Source organism: Streptomyces mirabilis (assembly GCF_039503195.1).
Lineage (GTDB): Bacteria > Actinomycetota > Actinomycetes > Streptomycetales > Streptomycetaceae > Streptomyces > Streptomyces mirabilis_D.
Genome location: NZ_JBCJKP010000001.1, coordinates 1,946,204 through 1,966,824 on the forward strand (window position 1 = coordinate 1,946,204; position 20,621 = coordinate 1,966,824).

Sequence of the window (20,621 nt, forward strand, 5' to 3'; positions counted from 1 at the left end):
TTCGAGGTAGGTGCTCCTGTTGCGGCCGGCCAGGTGTGTCCAGTACTCCCTTCGCGGTGCGGTGGACGTCGTCCGTCTTGAGGGTGGAGATGCGGGTGATCTTGGCGCCGTGGAGCAGGACGAGTGCGTCGTCCGCCCGCACGTCGGCGGGCAGGTCGGTGTCGCTGACGCATCGGGTGAGCAGGGCGACCTGCTCGTCCTGGTCGACGAAGTTCGCCGGTTCGCTGTCGCGCCATCCGGTGACGGACGCCTGGCCAAACGGCCGCAGCTGCTGCCGTACGAGGGGTCCATGGGGTAGACACCGGTGGGGAGACGGACGGCCGAAGGGAATCCCATGCCCACCACCGTGATCAACCTCAAGGGTCATATCCACGAGTTCGGCCCCCGGCTCGAACACGCCCCCGCGGACCTCGTCTACATCGGCCGCCGCTGGACCATGGGCCACTGGGACCTCCCGCAGCACCCGCTCTACAACCCCTTCGCCTACGACACCCCCACCAAGAAGCGCGACGGCACCCGCGCCGAGATCATGGAGAAGTACCGGGCGTATCTCCTCGAACGCCCCGACCTCCTCGACCAGGTGCCCGCCCTGCGTGGCAAGACGCTGGCCTGCTGGTGCGCACCCGAGCTGTGCCACGGCGACATCCTGGCGGAGCTGGCCGACGCCTCGTAGCGCGGCCGATTCCCGCAACCGGCCCCCGGCTGAGCGGGGCATCACCCCCACGGGTGTCCCCGGTGGCGTGGGCGCACCGGTGCCTGCTTGCTGGACCGAGAGGGGAACGGGGTCTCGGGAGGAGAGCGAGCGCCGATGGAGCCGAGGGAAGAACGGCTGCGGACGCCGCGCGCCGCCGGCCTGGCGGGGACGGTGTTCGCCCTCCTGCTGGCGGCGGCGATCGTGCTGGTGCGGATCGCGATCCCGGCGGGGGACGCCGAAACGGCGACGGTCGCGCCGGACCAACGATGGGAAGTGCGTACGGCTTTGGAGATCCTCCCGTTCGCGGGGATCTTCTTCCTGTGGTTCATGGGCGCCCTGCGCGCACGGGTCGGCGATGCCGAGGACAGGTTCATCGCCACCGTCTTCATGGGCAGCGGACTGGTCTACGTGGCCACCATGTTCGCGGCCGGCGCCGCGGCGGGCACTGTACTGAGCCAACCCTCAGGCTTCGGCCGCCACTTCGCCTACACGCTGATGACGACGTACGCGCTCCGCATGGCCGCCGTGTTCGTCTTCACGACCTCGACCATCGGTCACCGTCTCCGCGTCCTCCCCCGTTCGCTCGCCGTGTTCGGCTATCTCGCGGGGCTTGTCCTGCTCGTCGCGGGATCCTCACTGCCCTGGTCGGAGCTGGTCTTCCCGTTCTGGGCACTGGTCGTCAGTCTTCACATCCTCCGTGTCGGTCTGCACGCCCCGGCGAGCGGCTGAGCACCCTCTCACGCATGCTGAGGGGCAGGGGGACGAGAACGGGCCACGGAAAGGCTGATCCTCGGTGAGGCTTGTCGTCGATCTCAACCGCTGCCAGGGATACGCGCAGTGCGCGTTCCTGGCTCCCGATGTTTTCGTCATGCACGGGGACGAGTCCCTGCTCTACAGCCCCGAGGTCGAGGAGGATCGGCGCGAGGACTTGGCGCGAGCCGTCGCCGCGTGTCCCGTCCAGGCCATCGTGGTGGACGCGAACTTCCCCGACACGAACTCCGGAACCGACCGGTGAGCGTCGACGGATCGCTGGACCGGCTCAAACGTGAAGGTCGCATCGTCGTCGTCGGCGCCTCGCTTGCGGGGCTTCGGGCCGCGGAGACCTTGCGGGAGAAGGGGTTCGACGGTTCCCTCACGATGATCGGGGACGAGCCCTACGAGCCGTACGACCGACCGCCGTTGTCCAAGCAGGTTCTGCTGGGCAGGGCGACGGCGGACCGCACCGGCCTCCCCCGGCACCGCGCCATCGACGCGCGGTGGCGCCTCGGGGTTCCGGCCACCGGCCTCGACATGGCGGCCCGGCGGGTACGGCTGGCCGACGGCGACGAGGTGGAGTACGACCGGCTGCTCATCGCCACCGGTATACGAGCCAGGCCCTGGCCCCAGGAGGACGAGGCGGAGCTCGACGGGGTGTTCGTGCTGCGGACCCGCGACGACGCCGAGGCGCTGGAGCGCTCGCTCGCGCAGGGCCCCCGCCGCGTGCTCGTCATCGGCGCCGGGTTCACCGGCTCCGAGATCGCCTCCGCCTGCCGGGAACGCGGGATCGCGGTGACCGTGGCCGAGCGGGCGGACGCGCCGCTGGTCGGAGCGCTCGGCGGAGTCGTCGGCCGGGTAGCCGCCGAGCTGCACCGCAAACACGGCGTCGACCTGCGCTGCGGCGTCATGGTGACCGGCCTGGAGGGCGACTCCGCGGGACGCGTCCGCGCCGCGCATTTCTCCGACGGGAACACCATCGAGGCCGACGTGGTGGTCGTCTCCCTCGGTGCCCAGCGCAACACCGAATGGCTCGCCGGGTCAGGACTCGGCGCGGGTCCCCGCGGGATCGCCTGTGACGCCGGGTGCCGGGCCTTCGACATCCGGGGCATCGTCACCGACGACATCTATGTGGCCGGCGATGTCGCACGGTCCCCGCACCCGCTGTTCGGATACCAGTTCCTGTCCCTGGAGCACTGGGGCAACGCCGTCGCCCAGGCCGAGACCGCCGCGCACAACATGCTGAGCGACAGTGCGGACCGCCGCCCCCACATCTGGGTGCCCGCCTTCTGGTCCTCCCAGTTCGGCGTGAACATCAAGTCCGTCGGGGTGCCGTCGATGGGTACCGAGATCCTCATCGCCCAGGGCTCCCGCAGCGAGCACAGGTTCACCGGCGTCTACGGGTACCAGGACCGCGTCATCGGCGCCGTCACCTTCGACCAGACGAAGTGGCTGCAGTTCTACCAACAGCTCATCGAGACCACGGCGCCGTTCCCGCCGGCCTCCCCCACCGTGGACCGCCGCCCCGAGGGGCAGCAGCCGATGCCCGCGGACTTCCCCGACCCGTCCGTGCCCACCCACGGCCCGACCGTCACCCTCAGCGGATACGCGCCGGACGACCGACGGCTGACGTTCACCCCCGCTCGGCACTGATCCGACGTTCCCTAGGACGCACCCATGACCGAAGCCATCCTGCGGCAGATCATCGACTACGCCCACCGCGCCGATCCGTATCCGCTGTACGCGGAGCTGCGTCAGACGCCGGTGTACCACGACGCGGACGGACCGTTCGTCCTCAGCAGGTACTACGACATCCAGAGCCTGCTCCACGATCCGCGCATCAGCTCCGACGCCCGCAATCTGAAGACGCCGGCGACCGCGAACCCGCTGGCCGCCGAAGCGGACGAGGAGACGGCCCTTCCGCCGAGCTTCCTGCGGCTCGACCCGCCGGAGCACGACCGGCTGCGGCGCATGACGAACCGGCCGTTCGGGCCGCCGCACTCCCCGCGGCGTGTCCACGAGATGCGCGGCGAGCTGAAGGACATCGTCTCCGGGCTCATCGACGGCATCGACAACCCGGACCGGATCGATCTGGTCGACCAGTTCTCCTATCCCTTCCCCGTGACCGTGATCTGCCGGCTGCTGGGGGTGCCGCGCGAGGACGAGGCGCGCTTCCACTCCTGGGCGGACACGATCGCCGCCAGCCTGGACCCCGTCCCGGGCGCCGACACCGACGAGCGCGCCAAGGTCTCCCACAACGCCCGCACCGAGCTGGGCATGTATCTGGCCGGGCTCATCGAGGAACGCCGCAAGAAGCCCGGGGACGACATGCTGTCCCAGCTGTCCACGGCGGGAGGGCCGGACGGGGTCATGACGACGATGGAGGTCCTGAGTACCGCGGCGCTCCTGCTGATCGCCGGCCACGAGACCACGGTCAACCTCATCACCAACGGCATGCTGACCCTGCTGCGCAACCCCGATGTGCTCGAGCGGCTGCGCAAGGACCCGAATTTCGCCGTCCCCGTCGTCGAGGAGCTGCTGCGGTTCGAGCCGCCGGTACAGCTGGTGCCGCAGCGCACCACCCTCGCCGACATCGAGGTCCGCGGGGTCACCATCCCCAAGGGCGCGTCACTGTGGCTGGTGCTGGCGGCGGGGAACCGCGACCCCGACCGCTTCGAGGATCCGGACCGGTTCGACCCGGACCGCGGGGACATCCAGCACCTCGGCTTCGGCAGCGGCATCCACAGCTGCTTCGGCGCCCCGCTCGCCCGCCTGGAGGCACAGCTCGCGCTGAGCGAGCTGGCCCGCAGACTGGAGAACCCCCGCCTGCTGGAGGACCCGCCGCCCTACCGGCAGAACGCTGTCCTGCGTGGCCCACGCCATCTACCGATCGCCTGTGACGGCATCCGCCCCTAGGGCCGCCCGGCCAGGGCCACTACCGCTGACCTGGGCTCCGGAGCGTGCGGACGTTCCGGAGCCCGGCCCGACGGCGGGTAAACTCCGTCCACGTGACTGCCGCGCCTGCAAAGCCCCGTATCCCCAACGTCCTCGCCGGACGCTACGCCTCCGCCGAGCTCGCCACGCTCTGGTCCCCCGAGCAGAAGGTGAAGTTGGAGCGTCAGCTCTGGCTCGCCGTGCTGCGGGCGCAGAAGGACCTCGGCATCGAGGTCCCGGACGCCCCCATCGCCGACTACGAGCGCGTCCTCGACCAGGTCGACCTGGCCTCCATCGCCGAGCGCGAGAAGGTCACGCGGCACGACGTGAAGGCGCGGATCGAGGAGTTCAACGACCTCGCCGGGCATGAGCACGTACACAAGGGCATGACGTCCCGTGACCTCACCGAGAACGTCGAGCAGCTGCAGATCCGGCTCTCGCTGGAGCTGATGCGCGACCGCACGGTGGCCGTCCTGGCGCGGCTCGGCAAGCTGGCGGGCGAGTACGCCGAACTGGTCATGGCCGGCCGCTCGCACAACGTGGCCGCCCAGGCCACCACCCTCGGCAAGCGCTTCGCGACCGCGGCCGACGAGCTGCTCGTCGCGTACGGCCGTGTCGAGGAGCTGCTCGCCCGCTACCCGCTGCGCGGCATCAAGGGCCCGGTCGGCACCGCGCAGGACATGCTCGACCTGCTGGGCGGGGACGCGGCGAAGCTCGCCGAGCTGGAGCAGCGGATCGCCGGGCACCTCGGCTTCTCGCAGGCCTTCACCTCCGTCGGCCAGGTCTACCCGCGCTCGCTGGACTACGAGGTCGTGACCGCGTTGGTGCAGCTGGCGGCCGCGCCGTCCTCGACGGCCAAGACGATCCGGCTGATGGCCGGGCACGAGCTGGTGACCGAGGGCTTCAAGCCGGGCCAGGTCGGCTCCTCGGCGATGCCGCACAAGATGAACACCCGCTCCTGCGAGCGTGTCAACGGCCTCATGGTCATCCTGCGCGGCTATGCCTCGATGACCGGCGAGCTGGCGGGCGACCAGTGGAACGAGGGCGACGTGTCCTGCTCGGTGGTCCGCCGGGTCGCGCTGCCCGACGCGTTCTTCGCGCTGGACGGTCTGCTGGAGACCTTCCTCACCGTCCTCGACGAGTTCGGCGCCTTCCCGGCCGTCGTCGCGCGCGAGCTGGACCGCTATCTGCCCTTCCTCGCGACGACCAAGGTCCTGATGGGCGCGGTGCGCGCGGGCGTCGGCCGTGAGGTCGCGCACGAGGCGATCAAGGAGAACGCCGTCGCCTCCGCGCTCGCCATGCGCGAACAGGGCGCCGAGCGCAACGAACTCCTCGACAAGCTCGCCGCCGACGAACGCATTCCGCTCGACCGCGCGCAGCTGGACGAGCTGATGGCCGACAAGCTGTCGTTCACCGGTGCCGCTGCCGACCAGGTCGCCGCCGTCGTCGGCCGCATCGAGGAGATCGTGAAGCAGCACCCGGAAGCCGCAGGTTACACGCCGGGGGCGATCCTCTGACGCGGCTCACTCCCGCGGACCTCGAGGCCGCCCGCGACCGGCTGGTGCCGGATGTCGTCGGGGACGGCCTCAAGGTGCTTTTCTGCGGCATCAATCCGGGGTTGATGACCGCCGCCACGGGCCACCACTTCGCCCGTCCCGGCAACCGCTTCTGGCCCGTGCTGCATCTGTCGGGGTTCACGCCCCGGCTGATGAAGCCGTCGGAGCAGGGCGAGTTGCCGTCGTACGGGCTCGGCATCACGAACGTGGTGGCGCGCGCGACCGCCCGGGCCGACGAGTTGTCCGCGGAGGAGTACCGCGAGGGCGGACGGCTGCTGAGCGCGAAGGTGGCGCGACTGCGGCCGGGGTGGCTGGCGGTGGTGGGGGTGACCGCCTACAGGGCGGCCTTCGAAGACCGGAAGGCGGTGGTCGGCCCGCAGGAGCGGACGATCGGGGACACCCGGGTCTGGGTGCTGCCCAACCCGAGTGGGCTCAACGCGCACTGGACGGCGGCGACGATGGCCGAGGAGTTCGGACGGCTGCGGGTGGCTGCCGCCGAGGGGTAGCGGATCAGGTCAGGGCGGATCGATCTCGGTGACCAGGGCGAGCAGGCTGAACTCCTGGTCGACGCCCGGCCGGGAGATGCCGAGGGCGACCCAGCGGCCATGACCGTGCGCCTGCCACACGTACACGTTCCGCACGTGCGCACCGAGCGAGGCCCACGGCTCCGGTATGTGCTCGTCGCCCTGCTGAGCGCGCAGGAAGACGCCGTCCAGGCTCATGTGCCCCTGTTCCCCCCACCGGTCGGCGAGCCGCTGCGCGAGGCCCTCCCGCCACGCCTCGACCTGCTCCTCCCGCTCCCCGTCGTCGCCCTCCCCGGAGCCGGCGCTCCGCTCTAACTCGACGAGGTGGAAACCGGGTCCCCCGGGACTGCCGGACGACCCGCCGTGCTCCAGGGGGAAGTCCTGGGAGCACAGCCGGTCGATCGTGGCCAGATGCCGTGCGATGGTCATGAGGTCCAGTAAAGCCGCTGCCTCTGACAATTGGCGTGCCGTCAGGCGTCCCTGCGGCGTACGCTCCACGCGCCCGCCGCGAGGGCCGCCGCCGTCCAGGCCGCGGTCACCATGAGCCCGGTCCAGGGGCCGAGGGCGCCGTCCCACGTCTCGTGGAGCACCACTTGGCCCGCCCGGTCGGGCAGGAAGTCGGCCGCGCCGCCCGACACTCCGCCGATCACGAAGGAGACGATCAGGAGGAACGGCACCAGGATGCCCAACGTGGCGACCGCGCTGCGCAGTAGGGCCGTGAGCCCGGCGGCGAACAGCGCCATCAGCGCCAGGTAGAGGCCGCAGCCCACGGCCCCGCGTACCCCTTCGCCCCACGTCAGCCCGCTCGCCCTGGTTCCGAGGACCGCCTTGCCCACGAGCAGGCTCACGAGCCCTGACACCAGGCCGACGGCCAGCGCGGGCACCCCGATCGCCACCACCTTGGCCGCGAACCACCGTCCCCGCCGGGGCACCGCCGCCAGCGACACCCGCAGCGCACCGCCCCGGAACTCGGCCGCGACGGCCTGAGCGCCGAACGTGATCGCCGCGATCTGCCCGAAGCTCACGCCGAAGAACACCGAGAACAGCGGGTCGAAGTCCTGGTCACCGGAGTCGTCGAGACCGGCGAGCGCGGAGAACGCCGCCGTCGCCAGGAGCACCGCGAGCAGTCCCGCGACGAGGGACCGCAGCGTACGGATTTTGATCCACTCCGCGTGGAGTACGGGTGCGAAGGTCATGAGCGGGCCTCCTGGGGCCGGGTGGGCGACGGTACGGCGGTGAACTCGGCCTCGGCGGCGGTCAGATCGAGGTACGCCTCCTCCAACGTGCCCTCCTCCGCCGCGAGTTCGAGGATCGGCAGGCCCGCGCCGGAGGCGAGGAGCCCGATGTCCTCCACACGTGCGTGCGGGACGGTCCACGCTCCGTCCGCACCCTCGACGGCCTCGTGACCGTGGCGCGCGAGCAGCGCGCCGAGAGCGGCGCCGTCCGTGGTGCGCACCCGTACCCGGGGCCGCACGCGCGCGTGGATGAACTCCGGCAGGGGGGTGTCGGCGAGGAGCCGGCCCCGGCCGAGGACGACGAGGTGGTCGGCGAAGGACGCGGTCTCGTTCATGAGATGGCTGGAGACGAGCACCGTGCGGCCTTCACGGGCCAGTCGGCGCAGCACCTCGCGGATCCAGACGATCCCTTCGGGGTCGAGCCCGTTCGACGGTTCGTCGAGCAGCACCACGGGCGGGTCACCGAGGAGCGCGGCCGCGATCCCCAGGCGCTGTCGCATGCCCAGGGAGTACGTCTTCACCCTGCGCCGCGCCACGGACGCGAGCCCCGACTCCTCCAATACGTTGTCCACCCGGCGTTCGGAGATGCGGTTGCTCGCGGCGAGTGCCCGCAGATGGTCGCGCGCGGTGCGCGAGCCGTGCGCGGCCCCTGCGTCGAGCAGTGCTCCGACTTGGCGCAGGGGTTCGTCGAACGAGGCGTAGGGCCGGCCGCCGACGGTGGCGGTGCCGGACGTGGGCCGGTCAAGACCCAGGACGAGCCGCATGGTGGTGGACTTTCCGGCGCCGTTGGGTCCGAGGAAGCCGGTGACACGGCCGGGAAGCACGCTGAAGGTGAGGTCGTCCACGGCGCGCAGACTGCCGTACTCCTTGGTCAGGTTCTGGACGTCGATGCTGGTCATGGCCCCAGCCTGGCGGCCTTTGCGCGGTCGGTACTCCCCCGCGGGTGGAGATCGTCTCCCCCGCTCGGGGAAGCCGGCCCGCGGGGCCGGCTGGGACGATGGCGCGATGGCCCGCTTTCTGCGCCCGTTGTTCCTGGGGACCACCTACACGCGCCTGCTGCATCTGTGGGTGCCGATGCTGTGCGTCAGCGTGTGGCTGTTCATCGACATGTCGAGACCGTGGGTGCCCGCGGTGCTGTTGATCCCGCTGGGGCTGGTCCCGGCCGTGCGGCGGGGCGAGGGCGTGCAGGCGCGGTACATGCTGGCGCCGGACGCGCCGCGGGAGCGGGGCGGCCGGGACGCGGTGATCTCGGTCGCGCCGTCGGCGACCTGGCGGGACCGGCTGCGGACCGTGCTGTGGCTCGAAGTACGGATGGGCCTCGGGGCGGTGACGACGGGGGTCACCGTCTGGTTGCCGGTGACCGCCATCGAGCTGGCCGGGGCCGCCTGCGGTCGCCCCGTCGACATCACACTGCTGCCGGTGTCGCCCCCGCCGTGGGCCTGCGCCCTGCTCGTACCCGTGCCGCTGCTCGCGCTGTACGGCGCGGTCGTCGGCCTCGGCGAGCTGGTCACGGCCATCGCCCACCGTCTGCTGGGCCCCTCCCCCGCCGAGCGCCTCGCCGCCCTGGAGGAACGCACCGAACAGCTCCTGGAACGCACGCGCATCGCCCGTGAGCTGCACGACTCGATCGGGCACGCGCTGACGGTGGCGGTGGTGCAGGCAGGCGCGGCACGGGCGGCCGGCGACCCCGCGTTCACCGACCGGGCGCTGCTCGCCATCGAGGACACCGGCCGGGCCGCCCTGGAGGACCTGGAACGCGTGCTCGGCGTGCTGCGCGAGGCGGGGCGCCCCGCGAGCGGCCGACCCACGCTGAGCGAGGCGGACCGGCTCCTGGAGTCGGCGCGCGGCTCGGGTGCGAAGGTGGACGCCGAGGTGACGGGTGCGTTGGAGACCGTGCCGGGACCGGTCTCCCGCGAGGGCTACCGCATCCTCCAGGAGAGTCTGACCAACGTGCTGCGGCACGCGGGGAGCGTGCCGGTGCGGGTCCGTATCGCGGTCGACGACGGCACTCTGGGCCTGGAGGTCCGCAATCCGCTGACGGCCGGGATGTCGGGGCCGGGCCGCGGCAGTGGCCTGCGGGGCATACGGGAGCGGGCGGCACTGCTCGGCGGGCGGGCGCGGACCGGGCCGGACGGGGGTGACTGGCAGGTACGGGTCGAGCTGCCGTTGCGCTGATCTACGCTGGCCGGATGCCGGTCACCGTTCTCCTCGTCGACGACGAACCGCTCGTCCGCGCGGGTCTGCGGGCCGTCCTGGCGGCGCAGCCCGACATCGAGGTCGTGGGAGAGGCGGCCGACGGCGCCGCGGTGATCCCGCTCGTGCGGCAGCTGCGGCCGGACGTCGTCGCCATGGACGTCCGCATGCCGCTCATGGACGGCATCGAGGCCACGCGCGCGCTCCTGCGGACCGTGAGCGATCCCCCGAAGATCCTCGTCGTGACCACGTTCGAGAACGACGAGTACGTCTACGAGGCGCTGCGCGCGGGTGCCGACGGTTTTCTGCTGAAGCGGGCCAGGCCCGCCGAGATCGTGCACGCGGTGCGGCTCGTCGCGGAGGGCGAGTCGCTGCTGTTCCCGGCGTCCGTACGACAGTTGGCGGCCGAGTACGGGGACGGTGGCGGGAATCCGGCGGCGCGGGCGGCCATGGAGCGCGCCGCGCTGACCGAGCGGGAGGCGGAGGTGCTGCGGCTGATGGCCCGGGGGCTGTCGAACGCGGAGATCGCCGGGCGGCTGATCGTCGGAACCGAGACGGTCAAGTCGCACGTCAGCGCCGTACTGGCGAAGCTGGGAGCCCGGGACCGTACCCAGGCGGTCATCGCGGCGTACGAGTCGGGGTTCGTGGCCCCCGGCTGAAACGGCGGTCCGTCGGTGGCCGAAGCGACCGGTCGGTAGCAAAGGAGGTCCCCGGCTCTCGCCGGGGCGCGCCGCGCCGAGTACGATCCGGCCAACACGCGCACGAGCTGGGAGGACGGACGTTGGGGCGGTTGACCGGCGGGGACCCCTCTCTGCTGCGAAGGATCAATTCCGCGGTGGTGCTGCACGCGTTGCGTGCCACGGACTGCGCGACGCTGACCGAGATCACCCGGGTGACCGGGTTGTCCCGGCCCACGGTCGAAGGTGTCGTGGAAGGGCTGATCGAGGCCGGGCTCGTGGTCGAGCAGGCGGCCGAGGAGGGCGCGGCACGGCGCCAGGGCCGTCCCGCGCGGAGGTTTCGGTTCCGGGCCGAGGCGGGCCATCTGCTGGGCCTGGAGATCGGTCCCCATCGTGTCGCCGGGCTCCTCGCCGATCTGGACGGCCGGGTGCTGGGCGCCATGTCCAAGGAGGTGGACGAGACCGCGTCGGCGGACGAGCGGCTGGAACGGCTGCGCACGGCGGTCGCGGATCTGCTGCGCCGGGCGGGTGTCGCGCGCAGTTCCCTGCGTGCGGTCGGCGTGGGCAGCCCGGGGATCGTCGAGGCGGACGGCACCGTGCGCCTGGGTACGGCGCTGCCGGAGTGGACGGGGCTGCGCCTGGGCGACCGGCTGAACCGCTCCTTCAAATGCCCGGTGCTCGTCGAGAACGACGCCAACGCGGCGGCGGTCGCCGAGCACTGGAAGGGCTCGGCGACGGAGTCGGACGATGTGGTGTTCGTGCTGGCCGGGCTGAGCCCGGGGGCCGGTTCGCTGATCGGCGGGCGGCTGCACCGGGGATACGGGGGTGCCGCCGGGGAGATCGGGGCGCTCCATCTGCTCGGCCGCGGAGCCACTCCCGAGACGCTGCTGTCGACCACGGACGAGCCCCTGCACCCGCTCGACGAGCAGGCCGTCGCCGAGGTCTTCGCGCTGGCCAAGGGCGGTGACCAGCGGGCTCGCGCCGCGGTCGACCGCTTCATCCAGCGCCTCGTGCACGACGTGGCGGCCCTCGTCCTCGCCCTCGACCCGGAACTGGTCGTCGTCGGCGGCTGGGCGGCGGGTCTGGACGGCGTACTGGAACCGCTGCGGCGCGAGCTGGCGCGCTACTGTCTGCGCCCGCCCAAGGTGGCGCTCTCCCTGCTGGGCGAGGCGGCCGTCGCGACGGGCGCCCTTCGGCTGGCCCTCGATCATGTGGAGGAGCAGCTGTTCGCGGTCGAGGGGACCGTGACCGCACGCCGCTGACCAGCGGTCTCACGGGTACGGGAAAGCCGACATGCCCCGGAGTGTTCCGGGGCATGACGTGAGACCTCGGCCGCGGCTCAGGAGGCCCGGCGCTCGGGGTCGTGGTGGATCTCCACGCCGCCTGAGTCGCCGAAGGTCAGCCGGCAGGTGTCGGCGCGGTACGTGGCCACGGAGACCGCGGCGGTGCGCCCCTCGGCGAAGTAACGGGTCGTGACGACGAGGACGGGCGCCCCGGGCAGCCGGTCCAGCTCCTTGGCGTCGTCCGCGCGGGCCGAGCCGAGCTCCACGGCGCGGTCCTGGCCCTCCAGGTCGAGGTGCTGCAGTTCGCGCAGCACGGCACGGGCGAGGGTCGCCCCCGACGGGGCGTCGATCGCGGGCAGGCCGGGCACCGAGGACGCCGGGATGTAGAGCAGCTCGGCGGCGACCGGCTGGCCGTGCGTCACACGGGAGCGGCGGATCGTGTGCACCTGGTCGTCGGGGCCCGTCTCCAGGACCTCGGCCACCGCGGCGGGCGGAACCGCCACCGCGCAGTCCACGGGCCGCCAGGCGTCGCCGACCGCGCCGGGCCACACATGCTGCTCGGTTCCGACGGCCACGCCCACGCGCGGCGGGGCGACGGTCGTGCCCACCCCGCGGCGGCGCTGCAGTCGCCCTTCGAGTTCCAGCTGCTCCAGCGCCTGGCGCAGCGTGGCGCGGGCGACGCCGAACCTGGCCGCGAGGTCGCGTTCGTTGGGCAGGATCTCGCCCACGGAGAACTCGGAGTCCAATGCCTCGGTGAGCACCGTCTTGAGATGCCAGTACTTCGGCTCCGGCACCGTTTCCAGCTGCGTGGTCCCCACCCTGTCCTCCGCAATCGCCGTGGCCCGGCGGCGTTTTAGCGCCCTTGTTTATTAAAGGTTCTTGCACTATCCCTGCGACCATAGGGCCGCCCCCACCCTTGGTCAAGACCAATCCTCGATCCCTTACGGATTGCGGAGGCGTCTTGCCGCACAGCGTTCACAGGGCGTTCGCGCGGGGCGATGTTCGTGACACAACGTCGAAAGCCCCCGTCCAGAAGACGGGGGCTTTCGAGGGGCATGAGGGGAGCGCAGTGGCTACTGGTTGCCCAGGGACACCAGCTTCTCGGGATTGCGCACGATGTAGATGCACTGGATCCGGCCGTCCACGACGTCCAGTTGGACGGTGCTGTCGGGCTTGCCGCCGGAGAGGACGAGGAGCGCGGCGCCTCCGTTGAGCTCCAGGGAGCGGTACGACGGGTCGGGAACACCCTGCTGGGCGACGGCGTACAGGAAGCGGCCCACCTTGTCGGCGGTTTCGATGACCCGCAGCGGCGCCTTCGACAGTCCGCCGCTGTCGCCGATCAGGCGGACGTCCGGGGCCAGCAGGGCCATGAGCCCCTCCAGGTCTCCTCCGGCCGCCGCCGCGAGGAACCGCTCGGTCAGGTCGCGGCGTTCGGCCGGGTCGACCTCGTAGCGCGGGCGTCGCTCCTCGACGTGTTTGCGCGCCCGCCCGGCGAGTTGGCGCACGGCGGGCTCGCCCCGGTCGAGGACGGCGGCGATGTCCGCGTACGGGTAGCCGAACGCCTCTCTGAGGACGAACACCGCGCGTTCCAGGGGCGACAGGGACTCCAGGACGACGAGGACGGCGAGCGAGACGGAGTCCGCGAGCACGGCCCGCTCGGCGGTGTCGGGGGCGGTGCCTCCGAAGTCGGTGACGTACGGCTCGGGAAGCCACGGTCCCACGTACGCCTCGTTGCGCGACCGCACCTGGCGCAGTCGGTCGACGGCGAGCCGGGTGGCGATGCGCACCAGGTAGGCGCGTGGTTCGCGCACCTCGGTGCGGTCGGCGCCGGACCAGCGCAGCCAGGCCTCCTGGACGACGTCCTCGGCGTCGGCCACCCGTCCCAGCATGCGGTAGGCGACGCCCATCAGGACGGGGCGGTGCTCTTCGAAGACCTCGGTCGCGGTGTCGATGGTCACGGCCCCATCCCATCCCGGCGCATCCCGCCGTGTCCAGGCGGCGCCGGTGAACGCGTCGGTCTCGTGACCACCGGGGGCTACCCGTCGGTAGCAGTTGCTGACAAGCTGTCTACGAAGACGGTTCGTCAACGTGCCACCAGACGAGGAGCAGCATCATGTCCGCCACGGTCTCCTTCAGCCTTCCCTCCGCGCACGGTCCGCGGACCGTGACCCTGTCCTACGCGCGCGTGGGCACCGGCGAACCGCTGCTCCTGCTGCACGGCATCGGCCACCACCGGCAGGCCTGGGACCCGGTCGTGCACATCCTGGCCGCCGAACGCGAGGTGATAGCCGTCGACCTGCCCGGGTTCGGCGAGTCCCCGGCGCTGCCCGACGGGCTCAGGCACGACCTCGGGACGGTGGTGCCCACGCTCGGCGCGCTGTGCGAGGCGCTGGAGATCGAGCGTCCGCACGTGGCGGGCAACTCCCTGGGCGGCCTGCTGGCCCTGGAGTTGGGCCGCGAGAAGCTCGTACGGTCCGTCACCGCGATCTCGCCCGCCGGGTTCTGGTCGCCGGCCGAGCGGCGTTACGCCTTCGGCGTGCTGCTCGCGATGCGGCAGGGCGCGCGGCGCCTGCCGCTCCCGGTGATCGAGCGGCTCTCCCGCTCGGCGGCCGGGCGGGCCGCCCTGACCAGCACCATCTACGCCCGGCCCGGCCGCCGTTCACCCGAGGCCGTGGTCGCCGAGACCCTCGCGCTGGCCCGCGCCGAGGGCTTCGCCGACACCCTCCGGGCCGGCACCACCGTCCAGTTCACGGACGACATCCCGGGGCTGCCCGTCACCGTGGCCTGGGGCACCCGGGACCGGCTGCTGGTGCGCCGCCAGGGAATCCGGGCCAAGCACATCATTCCCCGGGCCCGGCTGGTGCGGCTGCCGGGCTGCGGTCACGTCCCGATGAACGACGACCCGGCGCTCGTCGCCCGTGTGATTCTCGACGGCAGCCGCTGACCGACGCCGGCTGGGGCGCCACGCGCCGGAGCCCAGGACGACGCCCGCGCCGACCAGGGCGCTGCCCGCGGCCTGTGCGGCGCCGTACGCGCCGGTGCCGACCAGCGGCGCCGTGCAGGCCGCGGCGACGGGGATGAGCCCGGAGAAGAGCGTGGCGCGCTCCGCGCCGATGCGCTGCATGCCCATGTACCAGCACACGAAGCCGACGACCGTGACGACCGCCGCCTGCCACAACAGCGCGGCGGCCTCGGTGGCGTCCGGTATCCGCAGCCACGCGCCGCCGGTGAGGCGCGCGGTGAGGATCCCGGCCACCGCCGACTCGACCGCGGCGATCCCGCAGACGGTGGCCGACAGCAGCCGGGGGCCGAGCGGGCGCAGCACGGGTACGGCGAGCACCGCGAAGCCCACCTCGCCCGCGAGCGCGCACACGGAGTACGCGATCCCCGTGCCGTCGGCGCGGCCCCAGCCCTGGACCGTGAAGGCGCCCACCGCGACGAGCGACGCCCCGTACAGGACCGGGGGCTGGGGCCGGCGGCCCTCAAGGAGGGGGACGACAACGGCCACGACCACCGGGGCGCAGCCCACGAAAACGCCCGGAACGGCTGGTTCCGCGGTGCGTTCGGCGGCGATCACGGCGAGGTTGAAGCCGACCATGCCGACGGCCGCGAGCAGCGCGAGGCGCCCCCACCCGCGTACCGCGAGCCGCCGCAGCGGTGCCGTGCCACCCCGTCCGACCAGCGGCAGGAGCAGCACGCAGGCGAGACCGTAGCGAAGGAACTGACCCCCCGCGTACGGGTAGTGGCCCAGGACGCTGTTGGCGGTGAAGGAGCCTCCGACGAGGACGCAGGCGAGGGCGGCGAGCAGCGACCCGCGGAGGGGGGTGGTGTTCATGACGGTGACGCTACGAAGCACGGCGGTCCGGTTTAAGGTCCACTTTCATGACGCCATCGGGGACCACATGACGCCGTCGGGGGCCGCCTGGGAGCTGCTCGTGCCGGCCGCTTCGGCACCGGCACGCGCGCGTGGGCGCGGTTTGCAGGCCGCGCTGCGCGAGGCGGTCCGCACGGGGCGGCTCGCGCCGGGCACCCGGCTGCCGTCCAGCCGCGAGCTCGCCGCCGACCTCGGGGTGTCGCGGGGGCTGGTCACGGAGGCGTACGAGCAGTTGACCGCGGAGGGGTACCTGCGCAGCGACCGGGGCGCGGGGACCTGGGTCGGCGGCGCCGCCCGGGCGGCCCACCCGCGCGCGCGTGACCTCGCACCGCGCCCCGCCGGGGCCCGCGCCGACTTCCTTCCCGGGACACCGGATCTGTCGCTGTTCCCGCGCGCCGCCTGGGCGGCCGCCCAGCGCGGGGTCCTCGCCGAACTGCCCCACCAAGCGCTCGGTTACCCGGATCCGCGCGGTCTGCCCCGGCTGCGCACCGCCCTCGCCGAACTGCTCGCACGGCGCCGCGGCGTGGTCGCGGACCCCGAGCGCGTCATCGTGGTCTCCGGGGTCGCGCAGGCGACGACCCTGCTCGGATTCGTGCTCCACGCGCGCGGGGTGCGCGCGATCGGCGTCGAGGACCCCGGAAGCCCGGAGCACGGCGCTCTCTACGCCTCGGCCGGCCTCGACGCCGTGGCGCTGCCGCTGGACGGCGAAGGGCTGGCCACCGGGCCGCTGAAGGAGTCGGGCGTACGGGCGGTGGTGACCACGCCCGCCCACCAGTTCCCGTCGGGGATCGCCTACTCGGCGCGGCGCCGCACGGAACTCCTCGACTGGGCGCGCTCGGTGGACGGTCTGGTGGTCGAGGACGACTACGACGGGGACTTCCGCTACGACCGTGCTCCCGTGGGGGCGCTTCAAGGGCTCGATCCCGAGCGCGTCGCCTACACGGGGTCGGTCAGCAAGTCTCTCGCGCCCGGGCTGCGGCTCGGCTGGCTGCTGGTACCGGCGGCGCTCGCCGAGGAGGTCGTCGAGCGCAAGCGCACCATGGACCTGGGGAACCCCGTCGTGGACCAGGCGCTCCTGGCCCGCTTCGTGGAACGGGGCGACTACGACCGGCAGCTGCGCCGCTGCCAGCGCGCCTACCGGGAACGGCGCGACACCCTCGTGTCCGCGCTGGAGGAGCACTTTCCCGGTACCGAGGTGTCCGGGATCGCGGCGGGACTGCATGTCATCGCCGTGCTGCCCGGGAGGTACGGGCCGCCGGAGTACTTCCTGGAGCGAACCGCGGCGGCGGGGGTGGCCGTGCGCCCACTGACGGACTACGGACGGACGGTCGAGCGCGCCGACGTACGTCTGGTGCTCGGTTACGCCCACCAGTCCCCCGCGCGGATCCGCGACGGCGTACGTCTGATGGCGCAGGCGCTGCGCGCCTGACCACTGAAGAAGCGTCCGGGTGAGTGGGAAACCGGGGCATCCGTGGGACGTGCGCGCTCGGGGGCGGACGTCGCTGCCCCTGTCGACGGGGCCAGTTGTTCACTTGTGGTTTCCGTGTGCGCTGCGGCGCACCCGTAGTTGTGGCTGGGCACATCGCCCGACTCCTTCGACTCCGTCCCTGGAGGCGCATTCATGTCACACCGCCCGCAAAGCCCTCTCCCCCTCCCCGGTCGCCGCGGCGTCCTGCGCGGATCCCTCGCCGCCTCCGCGGCCCTGGCCCTGCCCACCGCACTCGGCTCGGCCCCGGCGTTCGCGCTGTCCGGACGGCCCGAGGCGGGGTGGGGTGTCCAGGCCGGAGACGTGAGCGCGCACTCCGGCCTGGTGTGGGTCCGCTCGGACCGCCCCGCCCGGATGATCGTCGAGACGTCCGCGACCGAGTCCTTCCGCAACCCGCGCAGATGGCACGGTCCGCTGCTCGGCGCGGACTCCGACTTCACCGGTACGACACGGCTGCACGGACTGCCCTCCGGCGAGCAGATCCACTACCGCGTGCTGCTGGCCGACCCCGACGATCCGCGCCGTACGGGCGAGCCGGTGACCGGCACCTTCCGTACCCCGCCCGCGAAGCGGCGCCACGGCGTCCGGTTCGTCTGGTCCGGTGACCTGGCCGGACAGGGCTGGGGCATCAACGAGTCCATCGGCGGTTACCGGATCTTCGACGCCATGGCGAAGGTGGACCCGGACTTCTTCCTGTGCAGCGGCGACAACATCTACGCCGACGGCCCGATCTCCGCCACGGCGGCGCTTCCGGACGGCAGCCTGTACCGAAGCATCACCAGCGAGGAGAAGTCGCACGTCGCGGTCACCCTGGCCGACTACCGGGGCAACTTCCGCTACAACCTGCTGGACTCGGCGCTGCGCCGGTTCAACGCCCGGGTTGCGAACATCATCCAGTGGGACGACCACGAGGTCCGCAACAACTGGTACCCGGGCGAGGTCATCGGGTCCGGCACCCCCTATCCGGCCGGCACGAAACTCGACGACCTGGCCGCCCGTGCCCGGCGTGCGTTCTCGGAGTACTTCCCGATCTCCACCGTCAGCGGACGCCCGGACGGACGGATCTACCGGACCGTCCACCACGGCCCGCTCCTGGACGTGTTCGTCCTGGACATGCGGACCTACCGGAACGCCAACTCGCCCGACGACCAGACGACCGACCCGCAGGGCATCCTCGGCCGCGAACAGCTGGAGTGGCTCAAGCGCGAGCTGGCCGCGTCGAGCGCGGTGTGGAAGGTCATCGCCGCCGACATGCCGCTCGGCCTGGTCGTGCCCGACCCGGTCGAGGGCAAGCCGAACATCGAGGCCGTCGCCCAGGGCGACCCGGGCGCGCCGCTCGGCCGCGAGCTGCAGATCGCCGAGCTGCTGCGGTTCATCAAGCACCGGCGGATCACCGGGACCGTGTGGCTGACGGCCGACGTCCACCACACCTCGGCACAGCACTACGACCCCTCGCGGGCCGCTTTCAAGGACTTCGAGCCGTTCTGGGAGTTCGTCTCCGGACCGCTCAACGCGGGTGCCTTCCAGGCGAACGCCCTGGACGGCACCTTCGGCCCCGACCGGGTCTTCGTCAAGGCTCCCGCCACCGCCAACGTCTCGCCGGCGGACGGTTACCAGTTCTTCGGCGAGGTCGACATCGACGGCGACAGCGGGGAGCTGACGGTGCGGCTGCGTGACCTGGACGGCACGGTGCTGTTCACACAGGTGTTGCAGCCGGGGCGTGTGGGTCAGTAACGGCGCCCAACTCCCGTACCCTCGAAGGGTCGGGCCGCGCACCGGAGTCATCCCCCGGTGCGCGGCCGCTCTCGTGACCCGGCACGTAAGCCAGGTGATCCGAGGCAGGCAAAACAAGGGCAAAAAGAACCGCAAAAAGGATAGAACGACACTTTACCGATCAGTCACAGACCGTTCGTGATCACGCAACACCATTCCTTCACAGTGGTTGCATGACTCCAGACATGTCTGATGTGACCCGGGCGAAGCACGGACGCCCCGTCCACCACTGGCGACGCGACGTGGTCGAGCTCGCCGCGCTGTTCACGGCCGTCGCGGTCGCCGACGCCGTCGCCAACCTGATCGGACACGGCCCCGACGGCCCGGCCCTGCTGGTGATCTCGTCCGTGGTCCTGGTGGCCACGGCCGGATTCCACACATGGTGGGCACGCCGCCACGGTCACGCCCCGCCCTCGGGCGATACCGGTGCCCGGACCCTCGCCGTGGGGCGACGGTCCGGGCGGGCCGACCGGGCCACGGCGGCGCCGGAGACCATCACCGGAGAGACCGTCCTGTGGCGGATGCGGACGACGGTGAAGGACGAGCCCGGTTCGCTGGCCGCGCTGTGCATGGCCCTGGCCCACCAGCGGGTCGACATCCTGAGCCTGCAGACGCACCCGCTCGCCGAGGGCACGGTCGACGAGTTCCTGCTGCGCGCGCCCGTCGAACTGAACGCGTCCGAGATCACCCGCGCCGTCTCGCAGGCGGGCGGCACCGGGACCTGGATCGAACGGGCCGACGCCCACGACCTGGTGGACGCTCCGACACGCGTCCTGGGACTCGCCACGCGCACGGCTTTGGACGCCGCGGAACTTCCGCTCGCCCTCCGGCAGTTGCTCGGTAGGTGCACCATTCGTTCGCTGCCCGCCCGCTCCCCCGGGTCGGGTCGGGCGGAAGAGGGTGCGCCGGTCGAAGGAGTGCTGGAAGACACGGTGATGCGGTTGCGCGCACCGGAGGGTGGGGTGATCACGGTGGAACGGCCGTATCTGCCGTTCACGCCGACCGAGTTCGCTCGGGCGCGGGCGTTGGTGGAGCTGGACGCGCGGCTGGGTCCGCGCATCCCGCTCCACCAGGACATGCTGACACTTCCGGAGGGCAACGCGATCACCGTGCGTCGCGCCGACGTCTCCGACGTCGCCGCGGCGAAGGCGATGCACGAGCGCTGCTCCCCGCGCACGTTGAGCATGCGCTACCACGGGCCGGTCGGTGACGCGGACCGCTATCTGAACCACCTGCTCAGCCCGCGCTTCGGACGCACCCTCGCCGTGCAGACGGCCTCGGGACGCGTCGTCGGGCTCGGCCATCTCCTCTGGGACGGCGACGAGACGGAGATCGCGCTGCTCGTCGAGGACGACTGGCAGCGGCGCGGGATCGGCGCCGAACTGCTCGGCCGGCTCGTGACGATGGCCGTCGAGGCGGGCTGCGAGAGCGTCTACGCCGTCACGCAGGCCTCCAACACCGGCATGGTCGCCGCCATGCGCGGCCTGGACCTGCCCCTCGACTACCAGATCGAGGAGGGCACCCTCGTCATCACGGCTCGCCTGGACGCCACTCCGGTGACCTCCCGACTGCCGTACGACCAGGAGCAGGGGCAGAAGAAGTAGGACGGACACCGGGAGGCCCCGGGCACCTTGCCCGG

At 72.1% G+C, this 20,621-nt stretch carries 20 protein-coding genes and 1 pseudogene; 15 read left to right on the forward strand and 6 right to left on the reverse strand.

The genetic code is table 11. The features are described from left to right. Positions 1–109: 109 nt before the first annotated feature. From AAFF41_RS09410 to mug, 8 genes are all read left to right on the forward strand, one after another. Entirely contained in the window at positions 110–298 is a 189-nt protein-coding gene (locus AAFF41_RS09410) for a hypothetical protein (RefSeq protein WP_319750701.1), read from the forward strand. Positions 299–334: 36 nt separating this feature from the next. Further along, a complete protein-coding gene (locus AAFF41_RS09415; RefSeq protein ID WP_054229004.1) occupies positions 335–673 on the forward strand; it encodes a DUF4326 domain-containing protein in 339 nt (112 codons plus the stop codon). Between the two features lie 135 nt (positions 674–808). After that, positions 809–1,423 carry a hypothetical protein gene (locus AAFF41_RS09420; protein ID WP_319750702.1) on the forward strand — a complete coding sequence of 205 codons (615 nt, stop codon included), beginning with the start codon at positions 809–811 and terminating at the stop codon, positions 1,421–1,423. 64 nt (positions 1,424–1,487) lie between these two features. Next, entirely contained in the window at positions 1,488–1,709 is a 222-nt protein-coding gene (locus AAFF41_RS09425; RefSeq protein WP_319750703.1) for a ferredoxin, read from the forward strand. Then, on the forward strand, positions 1,706–3,100 hold the full coding sequence (locus AAFF41_RS09430) for an NAD(P)/FAD-dependent oxidoreductase (protein WP_343323831.1): 1,395 nt from the start codon (positions 1,706–1,708) through the stop codon (positions 3,098–3,100). Before AAFF41_RS09425 ends, AAFF41_RS09430 begins: the two co-directional genes overlap by 4 nt. Before the next feature lie 24 nt (positions 3,101–3,124). Continuing rightward, positions 3,125–4,363 carry a cytochrome P450 gene (locus tag AAFF41_RS09435; RefSeq protein ID WP_319750705.1) on the forward strand — a complete coding sequence of 413 codons (1,239 nt, stop codon included), beginning with the start codon at positions 3,125–3,127 and terminating at the stop codon, positions 4,361–4,363. Between the two features lie 92 nt (positions 4,364–4,455). Next, positions 4,456–5,898 (forward strand): adenylosuccinate lyase, encoded by a 1,443-nt coding sequence (gene purB, locus AAFF41_RS09440; RefSeq protein WP_343323832.1) that lies wholly within the window; start codon positions 4,456–4,458, stop codon positions 5,896–5,898. A gap of 44 nt (positions 5,899–5,942) precedes the next feature. Then, positions 5,943–6,443, forward strand: coding sequence for a G/U mismatch-specific DNA glycosylase (mug, locus tag AAFF41_RS09445; protein WP_319750707.1), 501 nt, complete (start codon positions 5,943–5,945; stop codon positions 6,441–6,443). A gap of 9 nt (positions 6,444–6,452) precedes the next feature. Here the strand turns inward: mug and AAFF41_RS09450 are convergent, their stop codons facing one another. The 3 genes from AAFF41_RS09450 to AAFF41_RS09460 are packed head-to-tail and all read right to left on the reverse strand — an operon-like array spanning position 6,453 to position 8,595. Next, a complete protein-coding gene (locus tag AAFF41_RS09450; RefSeq protein WP_319750708.1) occupies positions 6,453–6,890 on the reverse strand; it encodes a hypothetical protein in 438 nt (145 codons plus the stop codon). A gap of 41 nt (positions 6,891–6,931) precedes the next feature. Beyond that, positions 6,932–7,657, reverse strand: a complete 726-nt coding sequence (locus tag AAFF41_RS09455) for an ABC transporter permease subunit (protein WP_343323833.1) — start codon at positions 7,655–7,657, stop codon at positions 6,932–6,934. After that, on the reverse strand, positions 7,654–8,595 hold the full coding sequence (locus tag AAFF41_RS09460) for an ABC transporter ATP-binding protein (RefSeq protein ID WP_343323834.1): 942 nt from the start codon (positions 8,593–8,595) through the stop codon (positions 7,654–7,656). Before AAFF41_RS09460 ends, AAFF41_RS09455 begins: the two co-directional genes overlap by 4 nt. A 106-nt stretch (positions 8,596–8,701) precedes the next feature. Here AAFF41_RS09460 and AAFF41_RS09465 point away from each other — a divergent pair, with 106 nt between their 5' ends. From AAFF41_RS09465 to AAFF41_RS09475, 3 genes are all read left to right on the forward strand, one after another. Beyond that, positions 8,702–9,871, forward strand: coding sequence for a sensor histidine kinase (locus tag AAFF41_RS09465; RefSeq protein ID WP_343323835.1), 1,170 nt, complete (start codon positions 8,702–8,704; stop codon positions 9,869–9,871). Between the two features lie 14 nt (positions 9,872–9,885). Then, positions 9,886–10,548: a response regulator transcription factor gene (locus tag AAFF41_RS09470; RefSeq protein WP_060900466.1), complete on the forward strand. Its 663-nt coding sequence runs from the start codon at positions 9,886–9,888 to the stop codon at positions 10,546–10,548. Positions 10,549–10,670: 122 nt separating this feature from the next. Beyond that, positions 10,671–11,828 carry an ROK family transcriptional regulator gene (locus AAFF41_RS09475; RefSeq protein ID WP_054229016.1) on the forward strand — a complete coding sequence of 386 codons (1,158 nt, stop codon included), beginning with the start codon at positions 10,671–10,673 and terminating at the stop codon, positions 11,826–11,828. Positions 11,829–11,905: 77 nt separating this feature from the next. On the opposite strand, the gene AAFF41_RS09480 is transcribed toward AAFF41_RS09475, so the two are convergent. Both AAFF41_RS09480 and AAFF41_RS09485 read right to left on the reverse strand, forming a co-directional pair. Beyond that, positions 11,906–12,667 (reverse strand): GntR family transcriptional regulator, encoded by a 762-nt coding sequence (locus AAFF41_RS09480; protein ID WP_319750714.1) that lies wholly within the window; start codon positions 12,665–12,667, stop codon positions 11,906–11,908. 255 nt (positions 12,668–12,922) lie between these two features. Then, positions 12,923–13,807, reverse strand: coding sequence for an RNA polymerase sigma-70 factor (locus tag AAFF41_RS09485; RefSeq protein ID WP_319750715.1), 885 nt, complete (start codon positions 13,805–13,807; stop codon positions 12,923–12,925). Between the two features lie 155 nt (positions 13,808–13,962). Here AAFF41_RS09485 and AAFF41_RS09490 point away from each other — a divergent pair, with 155 nt between their 5' ends. Next, entirely contained in the window at positions 13,963–14,793 is an 831-nt protein-coding gene (locus AAFF41_RS09490) for an alpha/beta fold hydrolase (protein ID WP_319750716.1), read from the forward strand. A gap of 534 nt (positions 14,794–15,327) precedes the next feature. On the opposite strand, the pseudogene AAFF41_RS52165 reads toward AAFF41_RS09490, so the two are convergent. Continuing rightward, positions 15,328–15,684 (reverse strand): annotated as a pseudogene (locus AAFF41_RS52165) (EamA family transporter); the annotation flags it as partial. Positions 15,685–15,751: 67 nt separating this feature from the next. Here AAFF41_RS52165 and pdxR point away from each other — a divergent pair. The 3 genes from pdxR (at position 15,752) to AAFF41_RS09510 (ending at position 20,586) form a co-directional block, all read left to right on the forward strand. Next, positions 15,752–17,152: a MocR-like pyridoxine biosynthesis transcription factor PdxR gene (gene pdxR / locus AAFF41_RS09500; RefSeq protein WP_343323836.1), complete on the forward strand. Its 1,401-nt coding sequence runs from the start codon at positions 15,752–15,754 to the stop codon at positions 17,150–17,152. Between the two features lie 192 nt (positions 17,153–17,344). Further along, complete coding sequence (locus AAFF41_RS09505; RefSeq protein ID WP_319750718.1) at positions 17,345–18,943, forward strand: alkaline phosphatase D family protein; 1,599 nt, start codon at positions 17,345–17,347, stop codon at positions 18,941–18,943. A 224-nt stretch (positions 18,944–19,167) separates the two neighbouring features. Then, a complete protein-coding gene (locus tag AAFF41_RS09510) occupies positions 19,168–20,586 on the forward strand; it encodes a GNAT family N-acetyltransferase (protein WP_319750719.1) in 1,419 nt (472 codons plus the stop codon). Positions 20,587–20,621 lie beyond the last annotated feature (35 nt).